At 62.6% G+C, this 19,666-nt stretch carries 19 protein-coding genes and 1 pseudogene; 9 read left to right on the top strand and 11 right to left on the bottom strand.

Annotated elements, in window-relative coordinates; all coding sequences use genetic code 11:
* Window positions 1-57: 57 nt before the first annotated feature.
* Window positions 58-1,614 (bottom strand): benzoate-CoA ligase family protein, encoded by a 1,557-nt coding sequence (locus tag J6524_RS34250; RefSeq protein ID WP_225678312.1) that lies wholly within the window; start codon window positions 1,612-1,614, stop codon window positions 58-60.
* Between the two features lie 79 nt (window positions 1,615-1,693).
* Between J6524_RS34250 and J6524_RS34245 the strand changes: the two genes are divergently transcribed.
* From J6524_RS34245 to J6524_RS34235, 3 genes are all read left to right on the top strand, one after another.
* Window positions 1,694-2,644: a helix-turn-helix transcriptional regulator gene (locus J6524_RS34245; protein ID WP_283843376.1), complete on the top strand. Its 951-nt coding sequence runs from the start codon at window positions 1,694-1,696 to the stop codon at window positions 2,642-2,644.
* A gap of 170 nt (window positions 2,645-2,814) precedes the next feature.
* The gene (locus J6524_RS34240; protein WP_225678310.1) at window positions 2,815-3,174 is read left to right on the top strand and encodes a PilZ domain-containing protein; all 360 of its coding nucleotides are present in this window, start codon (window positions 2,815-2,817) and stop codon (window positions 3,172-3,174) included.
* A gap of 25 nt (window positions 3,175-3,199) precedes the next feature.
* Window positions 3,200-3,427, top strand: a complete 228-nt coding sequence (locus J6524_RS34235) for a hypothetical protein (RefSeq protein WP_225678309.1) — start codon at window positions 3,200-3,202, stop codon at window positions 3,425-3,427.
* A gap of 196 nt (window positions 3,428-3,623) precedes the next feature.
* Here J6524_RS34235 and J6524_RS34230 read toward each other — a convergent pair whose 3' ends face one another.
* A complete protein-coding gene (locus J6524_RS34230) occupies window positions 3,624-4,415 on the bottom strand; it encodes an IclR family transcriptional regulator domain-containing protein (RefSeq protein ID WP_225678308.1) in 792 nt (263 codons plus the stop codon).
* Window positions 4,416-4,507: 92 nt separating this feature from the next.
* Between J6524_RS34230 and J6524_RS34225 the strand changes: the two genes are divergently transcribed.
* The 4 genes and pseudogenes from J6524_RS34225 to J6524_RS34210 all read left to right on the top strand — a co-directional run.
* On the top strand, window positions 4,508-5,866 hold the full coding sequence (locus tag J6524_RS34225; RefSeq protein WP_225678307.1) for an aromatic ring-hydroxylating dioxygenase subunit alpha: 1,359 nt from the start codon (window positions 4,508-4,510) through the stop codon (window positions 5,864-5,866).
* Window positions 5,867-6,048: 182 nt separating this feature from the next.
* Window positions 6,049-7,485 carry a glutamine synthetase family protein gene (locus J6524_RS34220; RefSeq protein ID WP_225678306.1) on the top strand — a complete coding sequence of 479 codons (1,437 nt, stop codon included), beginning with the start codon at window positions 6,049-6,051 and terminating at the stop codon, window positions 7,483-7,485.
* A gap of 145 nt (window positions 7,486-7,630) precedes the next feature.
* Window positions 7,631-8,008: a VOC family protein gene (locus J6524_RS34215; protein WP_225678305.1), complete on the top strand. Its 378-nt coding sequence runs from the start codon at window positions 7,631-7,633 to the stop codon at window positions 8,006-8,008.
* Window positions 8,009-8,103: 95 nt separating this feature from the next.
* A pseudogene (locus tag J6524_RS34210) lies at window positions 8,104-8,205 on the top strand (IS5/IS1182 family transposase); the annotation flags it as partial.
* Window positions 8,206-8,276: 71 nt separating this feature from the next.
* Here J6524_RS34210 and J6524_RS34205 read toward each other — a convergent pair.
* On the bottom strand, window positions 8,277-9,374 hold the full coding sequence (locus tag J6524_RS34205) for an enolase C-terminal domain-like protein (protein ID WP_225678304.1): 1,098 nt from the start codon (window positions 9,372-9,374) through the stop codon (window positions 8,277-8,279).
* A 125-nt stretch (window positions 9,375-9,499) separates the two neighbouring features.
* On the opposite strand from J6524_RS34205, the gene J6524_RS34200 reads away from it, so the two are divergent.
* A complete protein-coding gene (locus tag J6524_RS34200; RefSeq protein ID WP_225678303.1) occupies window positions 9,500-10,075 on the top strand; it encodes a TetR/AcrR family transcriptional regulator in 576 nt (191 codons plus the stop codon).
* Between the two features lie 14 nt (window positions 10,076-10,089).
* Here J6524_RS34200 and J6524_RS34195 read toward each other — a convergent pair whose 3' ends face one another.
* The 7 genes from J6524_RS34195 to J6524_RS34165 form a co-directional block, all read right to left on the bottom strand.
* A complete protein-coding gene (locus J6524_RS34195; protein ID WP_225678302.1) occupies window positions 10,090-10,803 on the bottom strand; it encodes an ABC transporter ATP-binding protein in 714 nt (237 codons plus the stop codon).
* Window positions 10,796-11,563: an ABC transporter ATP-binding protein gene (locus J6524_RS34190; RefSeq protein ID WP_225678320.1), complete on the bottom strand. Its 768-nt coding sequence runs from the start codon at window positions 11,561-11,563 to the stop codon at window positions 10,796-10,798. The genes J6524_RS34195 and J6524_RS34190 overlap by 8 nt, the downstream gene beginning before the upstream one ends.
* 4 nt (window positions 11,564-11,567) lie before the next feature.
* Window positions 11,568-12,515, bottom strand: coding sequence for a branched-chain amino acid ABC transporter permease (locus tag J6524_RS34185; RefSeq protein ID WP_225678301.1), 948 nt, complete (start codon window positions 12,513-12,515; stop codon window positions 11,568-11,570).
* Window positions 12,512-13,429, bottom strand: a complete 918-nt coding sequence (locus tag J6524_RS34180; protein WP_225678300.1) for a branched-chain amino acid ABC transporter permease — start codon at window positions 13,427-13,429, stop codon at window positions 12,512-12,514. Before J6524_RS34180 ends, J6524_RS34185 begins: the two co-directional genes overlap by 4 nt.
* Before the next feature lie 239 nt (window positions 13,430-13,668).
* Window positions 13,669-14,844 (bottom strand): ABC transporter substrate-binding protein, encoded by a 1,176-nt coding sequence (locus J6524_RS34175; RefSeq protein ID WP_225678299.1) that lies wholly within the window; start codon window positions 14,842-14,844, stop codon window positions 13,669-13,671.
* A gap of 295 nt (window positions 14,845-15,139) precedes the next feature.
* Window positions 15,140-16,027, bottom strand: coding sequence for a sigma-70 family RNA polymerase sigma factor (locus J6524_RS34170; RefSeq protein ID WP_225678298.1), 888 nt, complete (start codon window positions 16,025-16,027; stop codon window positions 15,140-15,142).
* A gap of 16 nt (window positions 16,028-16,043) precedes the next feature.
* Complete coding sequence (locus tag J6524_RS34165) at window positions 16,044-16,352, bottom strand: hypothetical protein (RefSeq protein ID WP_225678297.1); 309 nt, start codon at window positions 16,350-16,352, stop codon at window positions 16,044-16,046.
* 209 nt (window positions 16,353-16,561) lie between these two features.
* On the opposite strand from J6524_RS34165, the gene J6524_RS34160 reads away from it, so the two are divergent.
* Window positions 16,562-17,836, top strand: a complete 1,275-nt coding sequence (locus J6524_RS34160) for an NAD(P)/FAD-dependent oxidoreductase (protein WP_225678296.1) — start codon at window positions 16,562-16,564, stop codon at window positions 17,834-17,836.
* A 194-nt stretch (window positions 17,837-18,030) separates the two neighbouring features.
* Here J6524_RS34160 and J6524_RS34155 read toward each other — a convergent pair whose 3' ends face one another.
* The gene (locus tag J6524_RS34155) at window positions 18,031-19,623 is read right to left on the bottom strand and encodes a tannase/feruloyl esterase family alpha/beta hydrolase (protein ID WP_225678319.1); all 1,593 of its coding nucleotides are present in this window, start codon (window positions 19,621-19,623) and stop codon (window positions 18,031-18,033) included.
* Window positions 19,624-19,666: the final 43 nt, after the last annotated feature.

The raw sequence follows: 19,666 nt of genomic DNA, 5'->3' as shown, positions 1-19,666 counted from the left end.
GGGGGAGGGAACGGCCGTCGCTTGCGGCAACACTCAGCGCTTCACTCAACGCACCCATCATGACTTCGCCGTCTCGCTATCCCGCAACTTGAACCGCTGAATCTTCCCGGTCGCCGTCTTCGGCAGACTATCGACCACATCGATCCAGCGCGGATATTTCCAAGGGCCGATCTTCTGCTTGACGTGCTCCTTGAGCACCTCATGCAGATCATCGCTCTTGGCGCCGGCGCGCAGCACGACGAAGGCCTTCGGCTTCAGCAATCCTTCCGGATCGGCCTCGGGCACCACGGCAGCCTCAAGCACGGCCGGATGGGTGATCAGCGCGCTTTCGACCTCGAACGGCGAGACCCAGATGCCGGAGACCTTGAACATGTCGTCGCTGCGGCCGCAGAAGGTGTAACGGCCATCGGCGTCGCGGATGTATTTGTCGCCGGTGCGCGTCCAATGGCCCTCAAAAGTCGAGCGGCTCTTGGCGCGCTGATTCCAGTAGCCCTCGCCCGCCGAGGGCGCATCGACCAGAAGTTCGCCGACCTCGCCATCAGCCACCTCGTTACCGGCTTCATTGACCAGCCGCACCTTGTAGCCGGGCACCGGACGTCCCGATGAGCCGTATTTGATGTCGCCGGGCGCGTTGGAGAGGAAGATGTGCAACAGCTCGGTTGAGCCGACACCGTCGAGAATGTCGACGCCGAAGCGCGCCTTCCAGGCGTGGCCGACCGATTCCGGCAGCGCCTCGCCGGCGGAGGTGCAGATACGCAGGCGATTGCCGGCGCGCGCGTCCTTCAGCGACTCGTCATTGAGCATCGCAGCGAACAAGGTGGGCACGCCGTAGAAAATGGTCGGGTTGTACTTGTTGATCAGCGCAAACATCGCAGCCGGTGTTGGCCGATCGGTGTGCAAGACCGTCGACGCGCCGACCGACATCGGGAAAGTCAGCGCGTTGCCGAGGCCATAGGCGAAGAACAGTTTTGCTGCCGAAAGACAGAGATCGTCCTCGCGAATGCCGAGCACCTGTTTGGCGTAGGTCTCCGCTGTCGCGGCGAGATTGGAGTGCAGGTGGCGCACGCCCTTGGGCATGCCGGTCGAACCCGACGAATAGAGCCAGAAGGCCGGCTCGTCGGGATGCGTCGCAGCGGTGGCGAATGAATCGCTCTCGCGCGCCAGCTCGTCGGAGAGCTTCTTGTAGCCGTGCGCGTCCTTGCCTGACACAATGACGTGTTCGAGGTCGGGCATGCGCCCGATGATGTCCTTCACCACGGGCAGCAGCGCTTCGGAAATAAACAGCACGCGCGCGCGGCAATCCGTGAGGATGTAAGCGTATTGCTCTGCGGTCAGCAGCGTGTTGAGCGGCACCGGCACGATGCCGGCGCGGATCGCGCCGAGAAAGACGGCGGGAAAATCCACCGTATCCAGCATGATCATCGCCACGCGCTCTTCGCGGCGGACGCCGAGCCGTCGCAGCATGTTGGCGACGCGGCGGGTCTGCCGCTGCAGCTCGCCATAGGTGAGTTCGGAGACAGTATCGGTGAAGGCGATCTTGGCGCCGCGGCCCTCATCGACATTGCGGTCGAGCAGCCAGGTCACCGCATTGTACGAACCGGACGTGCCGCTCACGACGTTCTCCCCTGATTTTTAAGAATTATAATTCATACAAAGACATTGGCGGCGCTTGCTGTCAATCCTCATCGGCATTATGTTTCCGAAATACCTCCCACCCTGGCAGCGCCGAACGAGGGCAATGACCGAGGCCAGCGACCCCGAATCCGGCTTTCTCGAGCAGCTTGGCCAGCGTGTGCGCACCATGCGCGCCCTTCGCGGCATGTCGCGAAAAGTGCTCGCCAAGGTTTCAGGGATTTCCGAGCGCTACATCGCCCAGCTCGAAAGCGGCAAGGGCAATGTCTCGATCGTGCTGCTGCGGCGCGTGTCGAACGCGATGGGCGCGCATCTCGAAGATCTCATTCCGTCCGCCGAACCGACGCCGGATTGGGCCGTCATTCGCGACCTCCTGCGCAAGGCGACGCCGGCGCAGATCGCGCAGGCCAAGGACGCGCTGGCCGGCGGCGCAGCGGCGGCGCAGCGGCGCATCTCATTCGCCGGCATTGCCCTGATCGGCCTCCGCGGCGCCGGCAAATCGACGCTCGGAAGAATGCTGGCAAAGAAGATCGGCTGGAAGTTCGTCGAGCTCAACAAGGAGGTCGAGGCGCAGAACGGCCTCTCGGTCGCCGAGATCATCGCGCTCTACGGCCAGGAAGGTTTTCGCCGCATGGAGCAGGCGGCGCTTTCGCAATTGCTGGCGCGCAAGGAGTTGATGGTGCTGGCAACCGGCGGCGGCATCGTCTCCGAGCCGCTGACCTTCGATCTCATCCTGTCGTCGTTCTACACGATCTGGATCAAGGCCGATCCGGAAGAGCACATGGCCCGCGTCCGCGGCCAGGGCGATTTGCGCCCGATGGCGGACGATCGCTCGGCCATGGCGGAATTGCGCAACATCCTCGTCAGCCGCGAACCCCTCTACGCCCGCGCCTCCGCCGTGGTCGACACCGCAGGGCTCTCGGTAGAGGCAGCGGCGGCACGGCTGAGCGATGCGGTAGCGCCGGTGCTGCATGACAAGCACGCCTTTGGCCTGCGCAGCGCGGTCTCCTGATCTCACGGCTTTAATGCCATCTACAAAGGCTTGAGTTTCACCTGCGCGGCCGTGCGCGCGCATCGGTTGTGGCCCGCCACCATTAACCACCACGCAAGTTTCGTGCGAACGGGCGCAGCCATGCACCCTCCAATTGTGTTACCAATCCGTTAATCGAATGGAGAGGAATAATGCTGGAGCGCCGTCAACATCACAGAAACCGCGTCTATTACGGCGGAATGATCGCCTTCAATGCCCGCAATTCGACGCTCGACTGCGTCGTGCGCAATTTCAGCCCGCGCGGCGCGAAGATCGAATTCGAGAATTCGGCCATGCTGCCCGACCGCGTCGATTTCGAAGTCGTGCGCAGAGGGCTTTCCTGCCTGGCCCGCCTGGTCTGGCGCGATCGCAACACGGCGGGCCTGGTGTTCTGCGAAGAGCACGAGACCGGCAGCGTCGTAACGCTGGACTGGGCGCGCAAGCTCCGCGCCAGCGAGCGGGCCAACCGCCGGCTGAAGTCGCGGCTCGATCAGCTCCTGAACGAATATTGAGCGCAGCCGTGTCTGGTATGACTGCATGAGCACGCTTGAAGGCGAAGACGGCGACCTCGCTGCCGCCAGACCGCCGAAAATCCGGCGACGCCGGCTGCGCGCGATCCTGCTGGCACTACTAACGCAGTACGTGATCATCGCTGCGATCGTCGGCCTGACTGTCGCGGCAACGCTGCATTATCTGGTGACACCGCAGATCGTCGCCACCTTCGAGACGCTCGAAGCTGCGTTCAAGCGCATGCCGCCGCGATAGCGCGCCTAATCAGATGTCGGCGCCGCGGCAGACGTTGCGCGCTCGCCTCGCACTCCGGAAACATCCGCGATGCTGAGGAAGCGAAGAGGCCAACCCCGTCATTGCGAGCGCAGCGAAGCAATCCATGTCTCCGCTCGGGGATAGACGGATTGCTTCGCTGCGCTCGCAATGACGGCGGAGATAGCCGAGGCTCCCGTCACACCAGCAACGACTTCACCGAAGCCGCCGTCTCCTGCAATCGCGGCAGGAAGCGCTCGATCATCTCTTCGGCGGAGACGCGGTCGACATGCGCGCCCATGTTGACGGCGGCGATGATCGTGCCGTCGTAGCGGCGGACCGGTACGGAGACTGAGCGAAATCCCGGCTCGGCTTCGCGATCGACCAGCGAATAGCCTTGCGCGCGATCGGCGGTGATCGTCTTCAGCAACTTCTTCCTGTCGGTCACGGTGAACGGCGTCAGCGCTGTCAACTCCATCCGATCGAGCGCCGCGGCCAGTTCGTCGTCAGGCATTCGCGACAGCAATACGCGACCGACCGAGGTGCAGAAGGCCGGCAGCCGATAGCCGATATCGATTCCTGCGGAGAAGATCCGCGTCGGGCTGGCGCGCGCGATGAAGACGACGTCGTTACCGTCGAGGATCGCCATCGAGGAAATCTCCTGCGCCTCGCTCGACAGTCTGTCGAGCGCCGGCTGCAGCACCGAGACGACATGGTTGGACGCCAGATAGCTGGAGGCCAGCATCAGCACGCGCGGCATCAGGCGGAACAACTTGCCGTCGGTCGCAACAAAGCCGGCGCGCTCCAGCGTGAACAGGATACGGCGGGCCGTGGCGCGCGGAAGGCCGACGGCCTTGGCGAGATCGCTCAGCGTCATCGGCTGTTGGCTGCTGCCGAACATCTCCAGAAGGCGCAGGCCGCGATCGAGGCTTTCGATGAAATCGGTCGCGCCGCGGTTGTCTGCGTCCCCGGCGCGCTTAAGCTTGGGCATCGCTGCCTCCATTATCCGCTTGCCTAACGCCTAGCTTACGCTAGAATCGCACAAAAGTTCAATAGGCGAACAAATCTCCGGAGGACATCGCCGTGATGAGCCAGGAGCAGAACGACCTGATCACCCGCACCGGGCGCAAGGATCCCTGCGGCAGACTGATGCGGATGTACTGGCAGCCGGCGGCGCTGGTCGACGAGTTGCAGGGGCCGCGGCCGGTTCGCCCGGTAAAGCTGCTCGGCGAAAACCTCGTGCTGTTTCGCGACGAGCACGGGCGCTACGGCCTGATCGACCGCCACTGCGCGCATCGCGGCGCCGACCTCGCTTTCGGACGGCTGGAACATGGCGGGCTGCGCTGTGCCTTCCATGGCTGGCTGTTCGATGTATCAGGCCAATGCCTGGAAACACCGGCGGAGCCGAAGGGCTCAAAGCTGTGCCAGGGCATCCGGCAGCGTTCCTATCCCGTGATCGAGAAGAGCGGCATCCTCTGGGCTTACCTCGGCGAGGGCGAGCCGCCGGCGTTTCCGGAGATCGACTGTTTCGTCGCGCCTGACAGCCATACCTTTGCGTTCAAGGGCCACATCAGTTGCAACTGGCTGCAGGCCCTCGAGGTCGGCATCGATCCGGCGCACGCGTCCTTCCTGCATCGCTTCTTCGAGGATGAGGATACCTCGACCGCCTACGGCAAGCAGTTCCGCGGCGCATCCGCCGGAAGCGACATGCCGATGACCAAGATTTTGCGCGAGTACGACAACCCGATCATCAATGTCGAGCACACCGAATACGGCCTGCGCCTGGTCGCGCTGCGTGAGATCGACAAAGAGCGCACGCATGTGCGCGTCACCAACCAGCTCTTCCCGCACGGCTTCGTCATCCCGATGAGCACGGAGATGACGATCACGCAGTGGCACGTGCCCGTCGACGACGAGAACTGCTACTGGTACGCGATCTTCACCTCCTACACGGCACCGGTCGACAAGAACAAGATGCGCGACCAGCGCCTCGAACTCTACGAATTGCCGGATTACAAGTCGCGCAAGAACAAGAGCAACGATTACGGCTTCGATCCGCACGAACAGGCGACTGCGACCTATACCGGCATGGGCAACGACATCAACGTCCATGACCAATGGGCTGTGGAATCGATGGGCCCGATCCAGGACCGCACCAACGAGCATCTCGGCCAATCCGACAAGGCGATCGTGCAATATCGCCGCCTGCTGCGGCAGGAAATCGAGAAGGTCGCGGGCGGCGAGAAGCCGATGCTGTTCCTGGATGATGCGACTGCCCGCAGCATTCAGGGCCCCGCCACCATGGATGGCATCGGGCCAACCCAGGGCTGGGAGCTCTATTGGATGGAAGTCGACGTGAAGCGTCGCCGCGGCGCGCCGTGGGCCGCACCGGTGCCGCGCGAGATTGCCGGGAAGGTTCAGCATTTGTCGGCAGCAGAGTGATGTCCTCTCCCCGTCATTGCGAGGAGCGAAGCGACGAACCAATCCATTTCGACGCTTGCGGCACTATGGATTGCTTCGCGGAGCCTGTCATCCGGCGGCGCTACGCGCCGACCGGGTGGCTCGCAATGACGGCTGAAATAGCGCTATTCCAATACTTCAATTCAGACTCGCGGGAGTGAGCGTTGAGTTTTGTCGAACGTCACGGCCTGTGGTCTGGAGAACAACGCGAGGCGGCCAGCCGCCTGCGCAAAATCGTCGAGGAGAAAAACCTCGAAGTCGTCCGCCTGTCTTTCCCCGACCAGCATGGCATCCTGCGCGGCAAGACGCTGGTCGCGAGCGAAGCGATCGCCTCGATCGAAAGCGGCTGCTCCATCACCACCACGATGCTCGCCAAGGACACCTCGCACAAGACGGTGTTTCCGGTCTTCACGTCAGGCGGCGGCTTCGGCATGAAGGAGATGGAAGGCGCCGCCGACGTCTTGATGGTGGCGGATCCGACGACCTTCCGCGTGCTGCCCTGGGCGCCGGCAACAGGCTTTCTGCTCTGCGATCTCTATTTCAACGACGGCCGTCCCGTGCCGTTCGCTACCCGCCACCTCTATCGCAAGGTGATCGATCAACTCGGCGAGCGCGGCTACGATTTCGTCGCGGGGCTCGAGGTCGAATTCCACCTCTTCAAGCTCGACGATGCGCATATGGCACCGGAGGACGCCGGCCAGCCCGGACGGCCGCCCTCGGTCAGCCTGCTCTCGCACGGCTATCAATACCTGACCGAGCAGCGCTACGACCAGATGGAGCCGGCGCTGGAAATCATCCGCCGCGACGTGCTGGCGCTCGGCCTTCCCTTGCGATCGGTCGAGGTCGAGTTCGGGCCCAGCCAGTGCGAATTCACCTTCCAGCCTACAAGAGGGCTGGTGCCCGCCGACAACATGGTGCTGTTCCGCTCGGCAGTGAAGCAGATCGCCCGCCGCCACGGCTATCACGCGACCTTCATGTGCCGACCGAAACTGCCCAACGTGTTTGCCTCCGGCTGGCACCTGCATCAATCGCTGGTATCGCGCGCGAACGGCGAGAATGCGTTCATGGCGAAGGATGGCGGCGAGACGCTGAGCCCGTTCGCCAAGCACTATCTCGCGGGGCTTCTGGAGCACGCGCGCGCATCCACCGTGTTCACGACGCCGACCATCAACGGCTACAAGCGTTACCGCTCCTATTCGCTGGCGCCGGATCGCGCGATCTGGGGTCGCGACAACCGCGGCGTCATGATCCGCGTGCTAGGCGGACCCAACGACGCCGCGACGCGGCTGGAAAACCGCATCGGCGAACCCGCGGCCAATCCCTATCTCTACATGGCCTCGCAAATTCTCTCCGGCCTCGACGGCGTCGACCGCAAGCTCAATCCGAGCCCGTCCGCGGATACGCCCTACGAGACCAAGGCGGCGCTGCTGCCGAAGAGCTTGCGAGAGGCGGTATTTGCGTTGCAGGAGGACCCGTTCTTCCGCGGGGCGTTGGGACCGGAGTTCGTGGACTATTACGTTCACATCAAGAACGCGGAGATCGAGCGCTTTCAGGCCGAAGTGTCGGATTGGGAGCACCGCGAGTATTTTGAGATGTTTTGAGGAAGGCGCCGAGCGTCGAAGGGACTGCTAGGCCGTGAACCCACAAAGCGGGAACGCCCGAGTTTTGTGGAAGGCGGAAAGATGGCTTTGAGGGAGCAAAGAGCGGAAACCGGCGTTAGCGAACGAGGTCGAAACGGAGGCTGTTGTGATCCACCATGTTTCGGTAGGGACAAATGATGTTGGGCGTTCGAAGCGTTTCTACGACGCCGTTTTGCCCATCGTCGGCATTATGCCGATGGCCGAGGATGAGGGTGGACTGGGTTACGGAAGCGGCACATTTCATTTCAGCGTTCAGGTTCCAATCGACGGAAGACCTGCAACGGTTGGCAATGGCACTCACATCGCCTTTGCCGCGGAAGACCGTTCGATGGTCGATCGATTCTACGCAACGGCACTAGACCACGGTGGCAGCGACGATGGTCCGCCGGGGCTGCGGCCGGACTACGATGCCAACTACTATGGAGCCTTCGTCCGCGATCCGGACGGTCATAAGATAGAAGTCGTGACCTACTCCGCAAAATAGTCATCAGCTTTTGTCTGGTATGGCTAAACGACGAATGATGGGCGGTTACCGACGGACGACGTTCCCATCGCGCAGAACTCTGATTCAACATCGGCATGATCCGATATGATCTGACTGACTTCGAGCGGCGCGTGATCGAGCCGCCGTTGCCCAAGAAGGCGCGGGGCGTGCCGCGCGTTGACGACCGCCGCGTGCTCGCAATGGTCCAGCTCGCCTCAATACGGCTGTCGCTGCGCGCTTATGAGTCTACCGCCTGGTTCTTTCGCGGCTAGAGACTAGCGATGTGAGCCGCAACAGTCCTCTCGTTCCATTCCAGGCCAAGACCAGGCGCGTCGGGAATACGCAAAAGGCCGTTCCTTATTTCAAAGGGCCGCTCGAGAATCGGATCGGCCCAATCCTGCCATTCCAGCCAATGTGCCGTCTCTGTTGCGCGCATGACGTGAGCAGCGACTTCCGGATAAAGATGCGTGGATATCGGTATGCCCGCCGCGCCGGCAATCGCCGCCGCGCGCATCCAGCCGGTCACGCCGCCGATGCGCATGAAATCCGGCATGACGAGGTCACAAGCCTTCTTCTGGATCGCCTTGTGCATTTCCCTGGGCCCATAGAAGTTCTCGCCGATCTGGATCGGTGTCTTCAGTTCCGCCGCCAGTTGGGCATGCCCGTCGAGATTGTCATAGACGACGGGTTCTTCGATCCAGCCGAGGCCATAGTCATCGATCATATGACACCGCTCGATGGCTTCGGCGAGATTTAGGCCCTGGTTGTAGTCAACCATCAAATGTACGCCGTCACCGACTGTTTTGCGAACTGCGTCAAGTGTGGCCAAATCATCGCGCGGATCACTTCTGCCGAGCCGCAGCTTCAGGGCAGAGAACCCGCCTTCCTCCCGTAACTCGATAGCTTCAGCCGCGACCGCGGCCGGCTCCTTCAGCCAAAGGCCGTTGCTGTTGTACGATTTCACGGCGCCGACCGTTCCGCCCAACAGCACGCAGAGCGGCTTGTTCGCGGCTTTCGCCAGCGCATCCCACGCGGCCATGTCGAGACCGGACGCGGCGATCATGGACAATCCCTCATAGCCGACGAAATGGAGAGATTTGCGTGCTGCCTCGAAGAGCTCGAGAGGCGCCACGCTTCGACCTCTAAGCAACTCGCTGAGATCATGAATCGCCGGAACCAGATATCGCATCGATTTCACGATGTAGGGCTCGAGATAGCTCCGCCCTACGATTCCTTCCTCGGTCATGAGATCGATGAGGATGATTGGCCACTCCGATATCGTGGCGATGCGCGCGACCACAGGCCGCTTGAGCCTCAGCACCACCGGACGAGCCTTGATTTCCCTGAGCGTCAATGAGTCGGGCATAATGATCGCCTTCGAAGCTCGATGGATACTGACTGCAACGGGCTGAAAAAATTCCCGGACGCCATTCCAATTGGTTTTTCAACCGATGTAAATTCACTACCCGGTATATTTAAGAAGGTGACTGCATGGCGCGATCTGCAGAACCGACTAGACAGCGCATACTTTCCACCGCCTACGTGCTGTTTCGCCAGCGCGGGTACAGCCGCGTGAGCATGGATGAAATTGCAGCAGCAACGAAAGTCACGAAGCGGACCCTGTACAATCATTTTCAAAGCAAGGATCAGCTACTCGCCTTCGTGCTTGAAACCCAGAATGAACTGGCCCTCGCCGCGTTCAGGACATTCGGCGATCAGCTGACCGGCTCACCCCCTGCGATTGTCGACCGCCTGTTTCGCGATCTTGCGGTCTGGGCGGACAAGCCGCGGTGGGCTGGGTCGGGCTTTACCAGGCTGGTCATCGAACTCGCGGATCTACCCGGCCATCCCGCGCGAGCAATCGCACGCCGACACAAGGCGTTACTCGAAACACAACTCGGCGACTTGCTGAAGCGGGCTGGCGTCCGCGATGCTCACCGCCGCGCGCGCGAGATCTGGTTGCTCTCGGAGGGCGCGATCTCCTTGATGCTGGTGCACGGCGATCGAGGCTATGCGGCGGCCGCGGCGGCCGCAGCGAAACGACTGTTGCGGAGCTCGTCGCGATGAGCGAGACAGCCTGCTTAAATCCCCAGATACCGGTGCTGCAGATCCGGCTCCGCAATCAACTGCTCGCTCGTCCCCGTCCACACCGTGCGGCCGCGCTCGATCATGTAGTGGCGGTCGGCGATCTTGGCGAGGTTGGCGACGTTCTTGTCTATCACGAGCACGGATTGGCCGCGGCCCTTCAGCATCGACAGGCAGTTCCAGATTTCCTCGCGGATCAAGGGCGCGAGGCCTTCGGTGGCTTCATCCAGGATCAGGAGCTTTGGATTCGTCATCAGCGCGCGGCCGATCGCCAGCATCTGCTGCTCGCCGCCCGACAGCGTCACGCCCATATTGTTGCCGCGCTCGGCAAGGCGCGGAAATAGCGCGTGGATCTTGTCGATGGTCCAGGGATCGGAGCTGCCGTGCCGATTGCCGGAAGCCGCAACGAGATTTTCGTAGACCGTCAGATTCGGAAAGATCTGGCGTCCCTCCGGCACCAGGCCGATGCCGAGTTTTGCAATTTTGTACGACGGCAGGCTGCGCACTTCCTCGCCGGCGAAACGGATCGTGCCCGCCCGCGCGCGCGTCATGCCCATGATGGAGCGGATGGTTGTGGTCTTTCCCATGCCGTTGCGGCCCATCAAAGCGACCATCTCGCCGGATTGAACCTTCAGCGACACGCCGAACAGGACCTGGCTGAGACCGTAGCAGGTCTCAACGCCGTCGATTTCGAGCAGGGCTTCAGCCATGACGGGTCACCGCATGCTGCTCGCCGAGATAGGCGCGCTTGACTTCCTCATTATTCCTGATCGCGTCGGGATCGCCCGAGGCGATGACGCGGCCATAGACCAGCACCGTGATGCGGTCGGCGAGCGCAAACACCGCTTCCATGTCGTGCTCGACCAGCACGATGGTGACTTCCTTCCGCAGTTCCTTGAGCAGCGCCACCATCCGCGCGGATTCGGTGACGCCAAGGCCGGCCATCGGCTCGTCGAGCAGCAACAGTTGCGGTTTGGTCGCGAGCGCGACCGCAAGCTCGAGCTCGCGCTGTTCGCCGTGGCTCAGCTCCGACACCAGCACATCGGCGCGTTTGGCGAGCCCGACCCGGCTCAGCGCGGCGTGCGCCGCCTCGCGCAGATGCCTTTCCTTGCGCGCCGCGCCCCAGAAGCGGAACGAGTGGCCGTCATGGGCTTGCGCCGCAAGCGCGACATTGTCGGCGGCGGTGAAATCCGGCAGCAGGCAGGTGATCTGGAACGAGCGCGCGAGCCCGAGCCGGCTGCGCTGATACGAAGGCAGCCAGGTGACGTCACGGCCGGCGAAGCGAATGGAGCCGGAATTCGGCATCAGCTGCCCGGTCAGCTGACTGATCAGCGTGGTCTTGCCGGCGCCGTTCGGGCCGATGATGGCGTGCAGTTCGCCCGGAATGACGTCGAGCGAGAGATTGTCGGTGGCCTTGATGCCGCCGAAGCTGCGGACGAGGTTCTCGACGCGGAGCAAGGGACCAGCCAAAGAATTAGCCACGGCTAAACCTCCCGAGCACGCCCATGATGCCGCCGCGCGCGAACAGCACGATCAGCAGCAACAGCGGGCCCATGATCAGGGCCCAGTATTCGGTGAATTGCGATAATACCTCTTCCAGCACCAGGAACACGATGGTGCCGATCACAGGCCCGAACAGCGAGCCCATGCCGCCGAGGATCACCATCACCATGAGATCGCCCGAGCGTGTCCAATACATCGTCGCCGGGCTGATAAAATCGGTGTTGTTGGCAAGCAGCGCGCCGGCGAGGCCGCAGATGGTGCCCGAGATGACGAAGCAGACCAGTTTGTAACGATTGGCGTGAAATCCGATCGCCTGCATGCGCTGCTCGTTGGAGCGCACGCCCTGCACCACCATGCCGAAGCGCGAGTTGACGATGCGCCAGATCAGGTAGACGCCGCCGAACAGGCAGGCGAGGCAGAGGTAATAGAACTGCACGCGATTCGAGAGGTCGATGATGCCGCCGAAATCACTACGCTTGTAGATGGTGAGGCCGTCGTCGCCGCCATAGCGCGAGAGGCCCGAGGCGATGTAATAGGCCATCTGCGCAAAGGCCAGCGTGATCATGATGAAATAGACGCCGCGGGTTCGGAGCGACAGCGCGCCGATGACGAGCGCATAGAGCGCCGAGACGATGAGCGCGACCGGCCACTGGATGAAGCCGGAGCCGACGCCTTCATAGGCGAGGATGCCGACCGCATAGCCGCCGATGCCGAGATAGGCGGCATGGCCAAAGCTCATCATGCCGCCATAGCCCATGATGAGATTGAGGCTGGCGGCGGCGAGCGCGAAGATGACGATGCGGGTGAACAGCGTCAGGATGAAGATGTTGCCGGTCACCGCCGAATAAGCCGGCAGCAACAAGAGGCCAAGCGCGACGAGCGCCACGATGAGGTTGCGGGCGTTGAGTGGAGATTTCATCGCTTGGAAGCCGGAAACAGCCCCTCCGGCCGAACCACCAGCACGATGGCCATCAGGAGATAGATCAGCATGGACGATAGTGCCGGCGCGGCGGTGGAAGCAGCGGCGGAGCTCAGCACGGTGCGCAGGAGATCAGGCAGGAAGGCGCGGCCGAGCGTATCGATCATGCCGACGAAGATCGCGGCCATGAACGCACCGCGGATCGAGCCGATGCCACCGATCACGATGATGACGAAGGCGAGAATCAGGATGTTCTCGCCCATGCCGATCTGCACCGTAAGAATCGGCGCCTGCATCAGCCCGGCCAGGCCGGCGAGCGCGGCCCCTAACCCGAACACCAGTGTGAACAGCAGCTTGATGTTGATGCCGAGCGCGCCGATCATTTCGCGATTGGAGGCGCCTGCGCGGATCAGCATACCGATGCGGGTGCGCATCACGACGAAATAAAGCATGGCGGCGACCGCCAGAGCGACCACGATGATCGAAAGCCGGTAGGCCGGGTAGAACACGCCGGGCACGATCTGCACCGGCACAGTCAGCCAGGCCGGCAGCGGCAGCGACAGGCCGGCCGGGCCCCAGATCAGCCGCACCGCGTCGTTGAAGAACAGGATCAGGCCAAAGGTCGCGAGCACCTGATCGAGATGGTCGCGGCCGTAAAGATGTCTCAGTGCTATGAATTCGAGCGCAATGCCGAGCAGCAGCGTGGCGCCCAACGCCATCAGAATGCCCAGCACAAAGCTGTTGGTCCAGGCGACGAAGGTGGCGGCGAAATAGGCGCCCATCATGTAGAGCGAGCCGTGCGCCAGATTGACGAAGTCCATGATGCCGAACACCAGCGTCAAGCCGGCCGCCAGCAGGAACAGCAGCAGGCCGAACTGCAGCCCGTTCAGCGATTGTTCAATGAGGACGAGCATGAACCTTAAAACTCTGGGCCTAGAGCGTGATGACTCGTCATCCCGCTCTATCTTTATGATTTGAGCATGATCTCATCGGAAAACCGGTGCCCACTTTTCCGGATCATGCTCCAACAAAACAGCGGCAGCACATCTGCGCCGCCGCCATTTTTCTTGTTGGGCGGATGATCTGTCGCAAACCGCCTCCGGGTCAAGCCCGAGGACGCGCTCCGGCGATCATGCACCGGCCATGCCAACAATCACTTCTTCATCGGACATTTGTCGTGGTAGCGATCCTGGTCGTTCTCGACGATGGTCGCCACCGTCTTCAGCGAGAGCTGGCCGTCGGCGTCCTTGACCACGTCCTGCAGATAAAAATTCTGGATCGGAATGTGGTTGTTGCCGTATTTGAACGGCCCGCGCACGGACTTGAAGTTGGCCTTCTCCATCTCGGCCTTCATCTCGTCCTTCTTCGAGGTATCGCCCTTCACGGCAACCACCGCGCTGTTGATCAGGTTCGCGGCGTCATAGGACTGCGCGCCGTAGAAGGTCGGCCGCAGGCCGGTGTACTTCTTGCGATAGTCCTCGACGAACTTCTTGTTCTCCGGGAACGGCAGATCATTGACCCATTGCTGCGCGCCGGGAATGCCGAGCGCATTCTCTTTCTGCAGCGGCAGCGTCAATTCGTCGATGGTGAAGGCGGTATAGAGCGGGATCTGTCCCTTGAGTCCGGCCTGCGCATACTGATTAAGGAACTGGACGCCGGCCGCGCCCGGATAGAACACGAAGATCGACTCGGCCTTGGAGTTCTTGGCCTTGGTGAGCTCGGCGGAGAAGTCGAGCTGGCTCGGCCACACCGTATATTCCTCGCCCACGACCTGGCCCTTGAAGGTACTCTTAACGCCGGCCAGCATGTCCTTGCCGGCGGCATAGTTCGGGCCGATCAGGAACACTGATTTCACGCCCTTCTGGTTCATGTAGGTGCCGACCGCCTGCGGGGTCTGGTCGTTCTGCCACGAGGTCGAGAAAACGTAAGGCGAGCAGAGTTCGCCGGCGAGCTGGGAGGGGCCGGCATTGGCCGTGATCAGGAAGGTTTTGGAATCGACCGCGGTCTTCAGCGACGCCAGCAGCACGTTCGACCAGATGTAGCCGACAATGAAGTCGACCTTGTCGGACTGGATCAGCTTCTCGGTCTTCTGCTTGCCGACGTCGGGCTTCTGGCCATCGTCCTCGTAGATCACCTCGACAGGCTTGCCGGCCATCTTGCGGCCGAGATGGTCGAGCGCCAGTTCGAAAGAATTGCGCATGTCGTTGCCGATCACAGCGGTCGGGCCGCTGAAGGTCGAGACAAAGCCGATCTTGATGGTATCGCCAGCGGATGCGGGCTGCGCCAGCGCCAGAACCATCGCGCCTGCCAGCCAGAATGCCTTTTTCATAATCACTCCCCTCCTCGTTATCGAAACAACCCGGGTCACCCGGGCGACCGGCGCTTTCCTCGCGCGCCTCATTATCACTGAGGTATTTTGTGCGCGAAGTCGCCGGTCAGCGGCAAGCAAGAACCCGTTGATCCGGCTTTGGACCTTCGGCGCATGCTTAACCCACCTGCACCATAATTCGCGGATGGCGGGGATGGCAAGAACTATAGTGCCGGTTGCTGGGGCAACGATTGTCGCAGTTTCAGGTGGCCGAGCGGGTCCGTGAGCGGCTTAGGGCGGGTTCGCTCGAGTAAGGTCAGATCAGATAGTCAGCGCCGTCAATGACGTAGGCCGCGTGCCGGAAATCCCTGATGACTGTAACCTGGCCGGCCGACCAATCCAGCAACATGAAATATTTTGGGCCTGATCCACGCTCGTTCGGATCGAACACCAGGATGGCGGGACGCCCCTCCACCAGGCCGGGCACCAGATGCCAGTCGCTGACGCTGGCGTAGTTGCCGAAATAGCGGGACACCTCGGCCTTGCCGCGCATGCGCGTCTTGTTGACGAGGTCGAGCCGGATGTCGTCGGCAATCATGGCGCGGATCGCGTCGAAATCGCGCGCGTTGAAATGGGCGACATAGGCGCCGAGCCTTGCGCGATCGGCATCCGATAATCTGGCTTGCGGCGCATCGTCCGGTTCAGCGGCGATTTCGCGCAGTTGCGCGCGGCCGCGATGCAGGAAGGCTTTGGCCGCGGGCAGGCTGCAATCCATGACCTCGCAGATTTCCTTGAGCGAGCATCCAAGCACATCCATCAGGATCACGCTTGCACGCTGCGCCACCGGCAGGCGCATGAAGGTGCGCAAGGTAGTGGCGGCGATCTGGCGGCTTTCCACGGCATCGAGCTGGTCAACGATCATGTCCACCTCCGCATCGCCTTGAAGCGTTTCCAGGCGGCTGCGCCGGCGCAGGAAATCCAGTGCGGTGTTGTGCGCGATGCGGAACAGCCAGCCTTCGGGATTGCCGATAGTGCCGGCGGAGGCATGCGCCTCCACCGCCTTGATTAGCGCGTCCTGCAGCACGTCCTCGCCATCGATGACCGAGCCGACCATGCGCGCGCAATAGCGATGCAATCTTGGCCGCATCGCTATCAGAAGGCGTTCGATGTCCGCGGCGTCTGAGGTCTCGGGCACCACTGTCATTCTGTCTCCGGCGAATTCAGCTTTCGCGCAGCATGCGATAATTGCCGACGACGGTCGCGCCTTTGGCGAGCGGCGGCTCGGCGCAACGCTCCCGAATGCCGTTCTGGAACGCTGCGAATGCCGAAAGCTTCGGCAAGGCGCTCGCGCCGTCGTCGGCTGCGGTCTCGACGAAATGGATAAAGGTGTCGTCCTCCAGTCGCAGCGACAGATAGCGGAGGCCTTCCGGTTGTGCGGCTTTCAGTTCGGCAAACACGCTTTCGACCAGTTCAGCGTTCCTGTCGGCCATTTCCGGCCTTGTCTTGTATCTTATCACGGTCCGTCGCATGGCGATCTCCTAGGTGGTGGCCGCAAAGGCGGCGCGCTTCGATCCCAAGGACGTTTGGAACGAGCCAAAGGATGCGGGACAGCGAAGAATCTTTTCGAGGTTCCGATAGGCTTTCGTTATTGCCCGATTGGCAAAGGTGCCTTGGACCGCTGGGCGCGAATGGCTACATACTCAGTGCGTTGAGACATCTGAAACCGGGGTCGCATCACATGACGACAGCGCCGAAACAGCCTCATCACGTGGTGATCGTCGGCGCCGGTTTCGGCGGGCTGGAAACGGCCTTTGGGCTCGCCGGTGCGCCGGTCAGGATCACCCTGATCGACCGCAGGAACCACCATCTGTTTCAGCCGCTGCTCTATCAGGTCGCGACCGCTTCGCTGGCGACCTCGGAAATCGCCTGGCCAATCCGCTATCTTCTGCGCCACCGCAAGGAGGCCACGACGCTGTTCGCCAATGTGAACGGCGTTGATGCCGCAGAAAAGCGCGTGCGGCTCGAAGACGGCGAGACCATCGCCTACGACACGCTGGTGCTCGCTACCGGCGCCCGCCACGCCTATTTCGGCCACGACGAATGGGAGCCGTTTGCGCCCGGCCTGAAAACGCTGGAAGACGCCACCACGCTGCGGCGGCGCATCCTCGTTGCCTTCGAGCGCGCCGAGCGCGAGACCGATCCTGTCAAGCGCGCCGCGCTACTGACCTTCGTCATCATCGGCGCCGGCCCGACCGGCGTCGAAATGGCCGGCACCATCGCCGACCTCGCCCAGGACACGCTGCCGCCGGACTTCCGCAATATCGACACCCACAAGACGCGCGTCGTCCTGGTCGAGGCCGGCCCGCGGGTGCTCGCAGGATTTCCGGAAGATCTTTCCACTTATGCGCAGCGCGCGCTGGAAGAGCTCGGCGTCGAGGTGGTGCTGGGCCAGCCCGTCACCGAATGCGCCATCGATGGCGTGGTCTTTGGCGGCAAAAAGCTGGAGGCGCGAACCATCGTCTGGGCCGCCGGCGTGCGTGCCTCGCGCGCAGCGGAATGGCTGAATGCGCCGGCCGACCGCGCCTACCGCCTGAAGGTCGAGCCTGATCTGACCGTACCCGGCCATCCCGATGTGTTTGCAATTGGCGATACCGTGACGATCGCCGGCCCCGACGGCAATCCAGTGCCGGGCATCGCACCGGCGGCCAAGCAGCAGGGACGCTATGTGGCGGCGCTGATCAAGGCGCGTCTGAACGGCAGCACGCTGCCGCCGTTCAAGTACAAGCACGCCGGCAGCCTCGCGCAGATCGGCAAGCGCAAGGCGGTGATCGATTTCGGCTGGATGAAGCTGCGCGGCAATCTCGCCTGGTGGATCTGGGGCATCGCCCACATCTACTTCCTGATCGGCCTGCGCAACCGGCTCAGCGTCGCCCTCAGCTGGCTATGGATTCACGCCCGCGACCAGCGCGCCGCGCGGCTGATCACGCAAGGGTCCAGCAAGGTGACGGGTTAGATCATGCTGCATCATGATCTGTTCAACCTCATCCTGAGGAGCCCGCAAAGCGGGCGTCTCGAAGGATGTAGGCCACAGACGGACGGGGCCTCGTGGTTCGAGACGCGCGGCGCCTGTCATCGGGCCGCGCTGCGCGCGGACCCGTTGGCGCTCCTCACCATGAGGAGCTTGTCACGCAGTACGACTAGGTTTGCTCACGGCGCGCAGGCAAAACTCGCGGCGCGATCGACCGGTCCCGATTTGTAATGCGGCCATGCCGGCCACTGGCACAATGGCAGCGAGCGCGTCGTCTCGAACGCTGGCGTGTCGAGCCGCTGCTCGATGACTTCGAGATCACCCGGCGCCCTGCCGTTCTCGACCCAGTCAACGAGCACCGTCAGCATGTCAACATTGGCGGGCGCGCCGGAGCCGACGTGATCGACGCCGGGCGCGATGTAGAGGCGGGCGAACTCCGCCGTCGTCTCCTTGCCGAGCTTGCGCTGCACGTTTTCGAAATAGCGGATGCCCGCGTAGGGGCTCTGGGCGTAGTCCGCCATGTTCTCGAGAATGACGAGCTTGCCGCCGCGCGCGGCAAAGCGGCTCAGGTCCGGGTTAGTCGAATCCATCAACCGCGACACCTGAAGCAACCGCTCCTTGTGGTCGTCAGGCTTGTAGGTCGTGACATCGAGCTTCGGGTTGCGCGCAAAGACATACTGAATGCCGCCCGCGCCATAGATCCAGGCGATGCCGTTGCTCGGGGCTGGCGGCTGCACCGGCGCCGCCTTGCCAAGCCACCAGGCGTTCCAGCCGCCGGTCGGACCGAACGCCGGGATGTTTTCGCCCGAGACGCCCCAGCCCGGATAGTCATCAAGACCATTCTCCAGCGGGAAGGAGAATTTGTAGGTCGAATGCAGCGTCTTGATCGCTGTGATTTGCGCCCCAGTCAGGCATTGGTCGCCACTCTGGCCCGCCGCGCAGCGCAGCTCTTCCACCTGGAATTTCGCCTTGCAGCCAACCGGATCCAGAACCAGCATATCTTCGGCGCCATCTGCCTTGTCGCAGGCCTTGAGAACCGCGTTGGCGACAAGATCGACCTGCGCCGGGCGTATCCAGCCTTCGCCCATCGTGACGAGCCCCGACCGCGTGCCGGCATGCTGCAAACCGACCCAGTTGATGACGGGCACGCGGGCGAAGAGGCCGTCAAAATCATCGGGATAGCGTTGCGCCATCGTCAGCGCCTCGCGGCCGCCTTCCGATGATCCCATGAAGTAGAGCTTTGCCGGCGGATTGCCGTAGGCGCGCACCATCAGGGCGACAGCGGCATCGCGCACGCGCTTATAGGAGCGATGGGCGAAATTCTCGAACGCCTCGTCGTTGAGCGCAAAAGCCTGCGGCGGCTCGCCCGGTTTCGTCTCGTGGCCGGAATCCGTGCCGTAGGTAACGAAGCCGCGCGCCAACGGCGATGGCGCGCCGAACGGATAGGCCGGCGGCAGGGTAAGCCCGGTGATCAGCACGCCGTTGAAGCCGCCGCCGCCATATTGCAGCGAGCGGCCGTTCCATTCGAGCGGCAGGTTGACCTGGAACTTGATCGGCGGCGCACTGGGATCTGATGGCGCGATGTGGCCGAGCACCTTGCAGAATTCAGGATTGGCCGGAGTGACGCGTGCCGCCGGAGTCGGTCCTTTCTCGGCGACCGCGAGCGGCGAAGGCGCGACGATCGCTGCGGAATCGATCTTGACCGCATTGTCGGCCTCTCCGACCAGGCCGCGGCATGTCGCTGCCGGATCGCCGGTCATCTTCGCGGCCATCGCATTGGCGGTAGAAAGCGAAATCGCAAGCGCCAGCGACGCT

The organism is Bradyrhizobium hereditatis (genome assembly GCF_020329435.1).
In the GTDB taxonomy this organism is placed as follows: domain Bacteria; phylum Pseudomonadota; class Alphaproteobacteria; order Rhizobiales; family Xanthobacteraceae; genus Bradyrhizobium; species Bradyrhizobium hereditatis.
The sequence above is the reverse complement of the archived record's forward strand: the minus strand, read 5'-3'. Positions and strand labels throughout refer to the sequence as shown.

Coding starts and splice junctions, on each gene's coding strand:
- J6524_RS34185 (WP_225678301.1), bottom strand. CDS start 12,515: ATGAAATCTCCACTCAACGCCCGCAACCTCATCGTGGCGCTCGTCGCG.
- J6524_RS34165 (WP_225678297.1), bottom strand. CDS start 16,352: ATGCGACGGACCGTGATAAGATACAAGACAAGGCCGGAAATGGCCGAC.
- J6524_RS34240 (WP_225678310.1), top strand. CDS start 2,815: ATGCTGGAGCGCCGTCAACATCACAGAAACCGCGTCTATTACGGCGGA.
- J6524_RS34205 (WP_225678304.1), bottom strand. CDS start 9,374: ATGCCCGACTCATTGACGCTCAGGGAAATCAAGGCTCGTCCGGTGGTG.
- J6524_RS34245 (WP_283843376.1), top strand. CDS start 1,694: ATGTTTCCGAAATACCTCCCACCCTGGCAGCGCCGAACGAGGGCAATG.
- J6524_RS34170 (WP_225678298.1), bottom strand. CDS start 16,027: ATGACAGTGGTGCCCGAGACCTCAGACGCCGCGGACATCGAACGCCTT.
- J6524_RS34160 (WP_225678296.1), top strand. CDS start 16,562: ATGACGACAGCGCCGAAACAGCCTCATCACGTGGTGATCGTCGGCGCC.
- J6524_RS34200 (WP_225678303.1), top strand. CDS start 9,500: ATGGCGCGATCTGCAGAACCGACTAGACAGCGCATACTTTCCACCGCC.
- J6524_RS34230 (WP_225678308.1), bottom strand. CDS start 4,415: ATGCCCAAGCTTAAGCGCGCCGGGGACGCAGACAACCGCGGCGCGACC.
- J6524_RS34155 (WP_225678319.1), bottom strand. CDS start 19,623: ATGGCCGCGAAGATGACCGGCGATCCGGCAGCGACATGCCGCGGCCTG.
- J6524_RS34175 (WP_225678299.1), bottom strand. CDS start 14,844: ATGAAAAAGGCATTCTGGCTGGCAGGCGCGATGGTTCTGGCGCTGGCG.
- J6524_RS34180 (WP_225678300.1), bottom strand. CDS start 13,429: ATGCTCGTCCTCATTGAACAATCGCTGAACGGGCTGCAGTTCGGCCTG.
- J6524_RS34195 (WP_225678302.1), bottom strand. CDS start 10,803: ATGGCTGAAGCCCTGCTCGAAATCGACGGCGTTGAGACCTGCTACGGT.
- J6524_RS34235 (WP_225678309.1), top strand. CDS start 3,200: ATGAGCACGCTTGAAGGCGAAGACGGCGACCTCGCTGCCGCCAGACCG.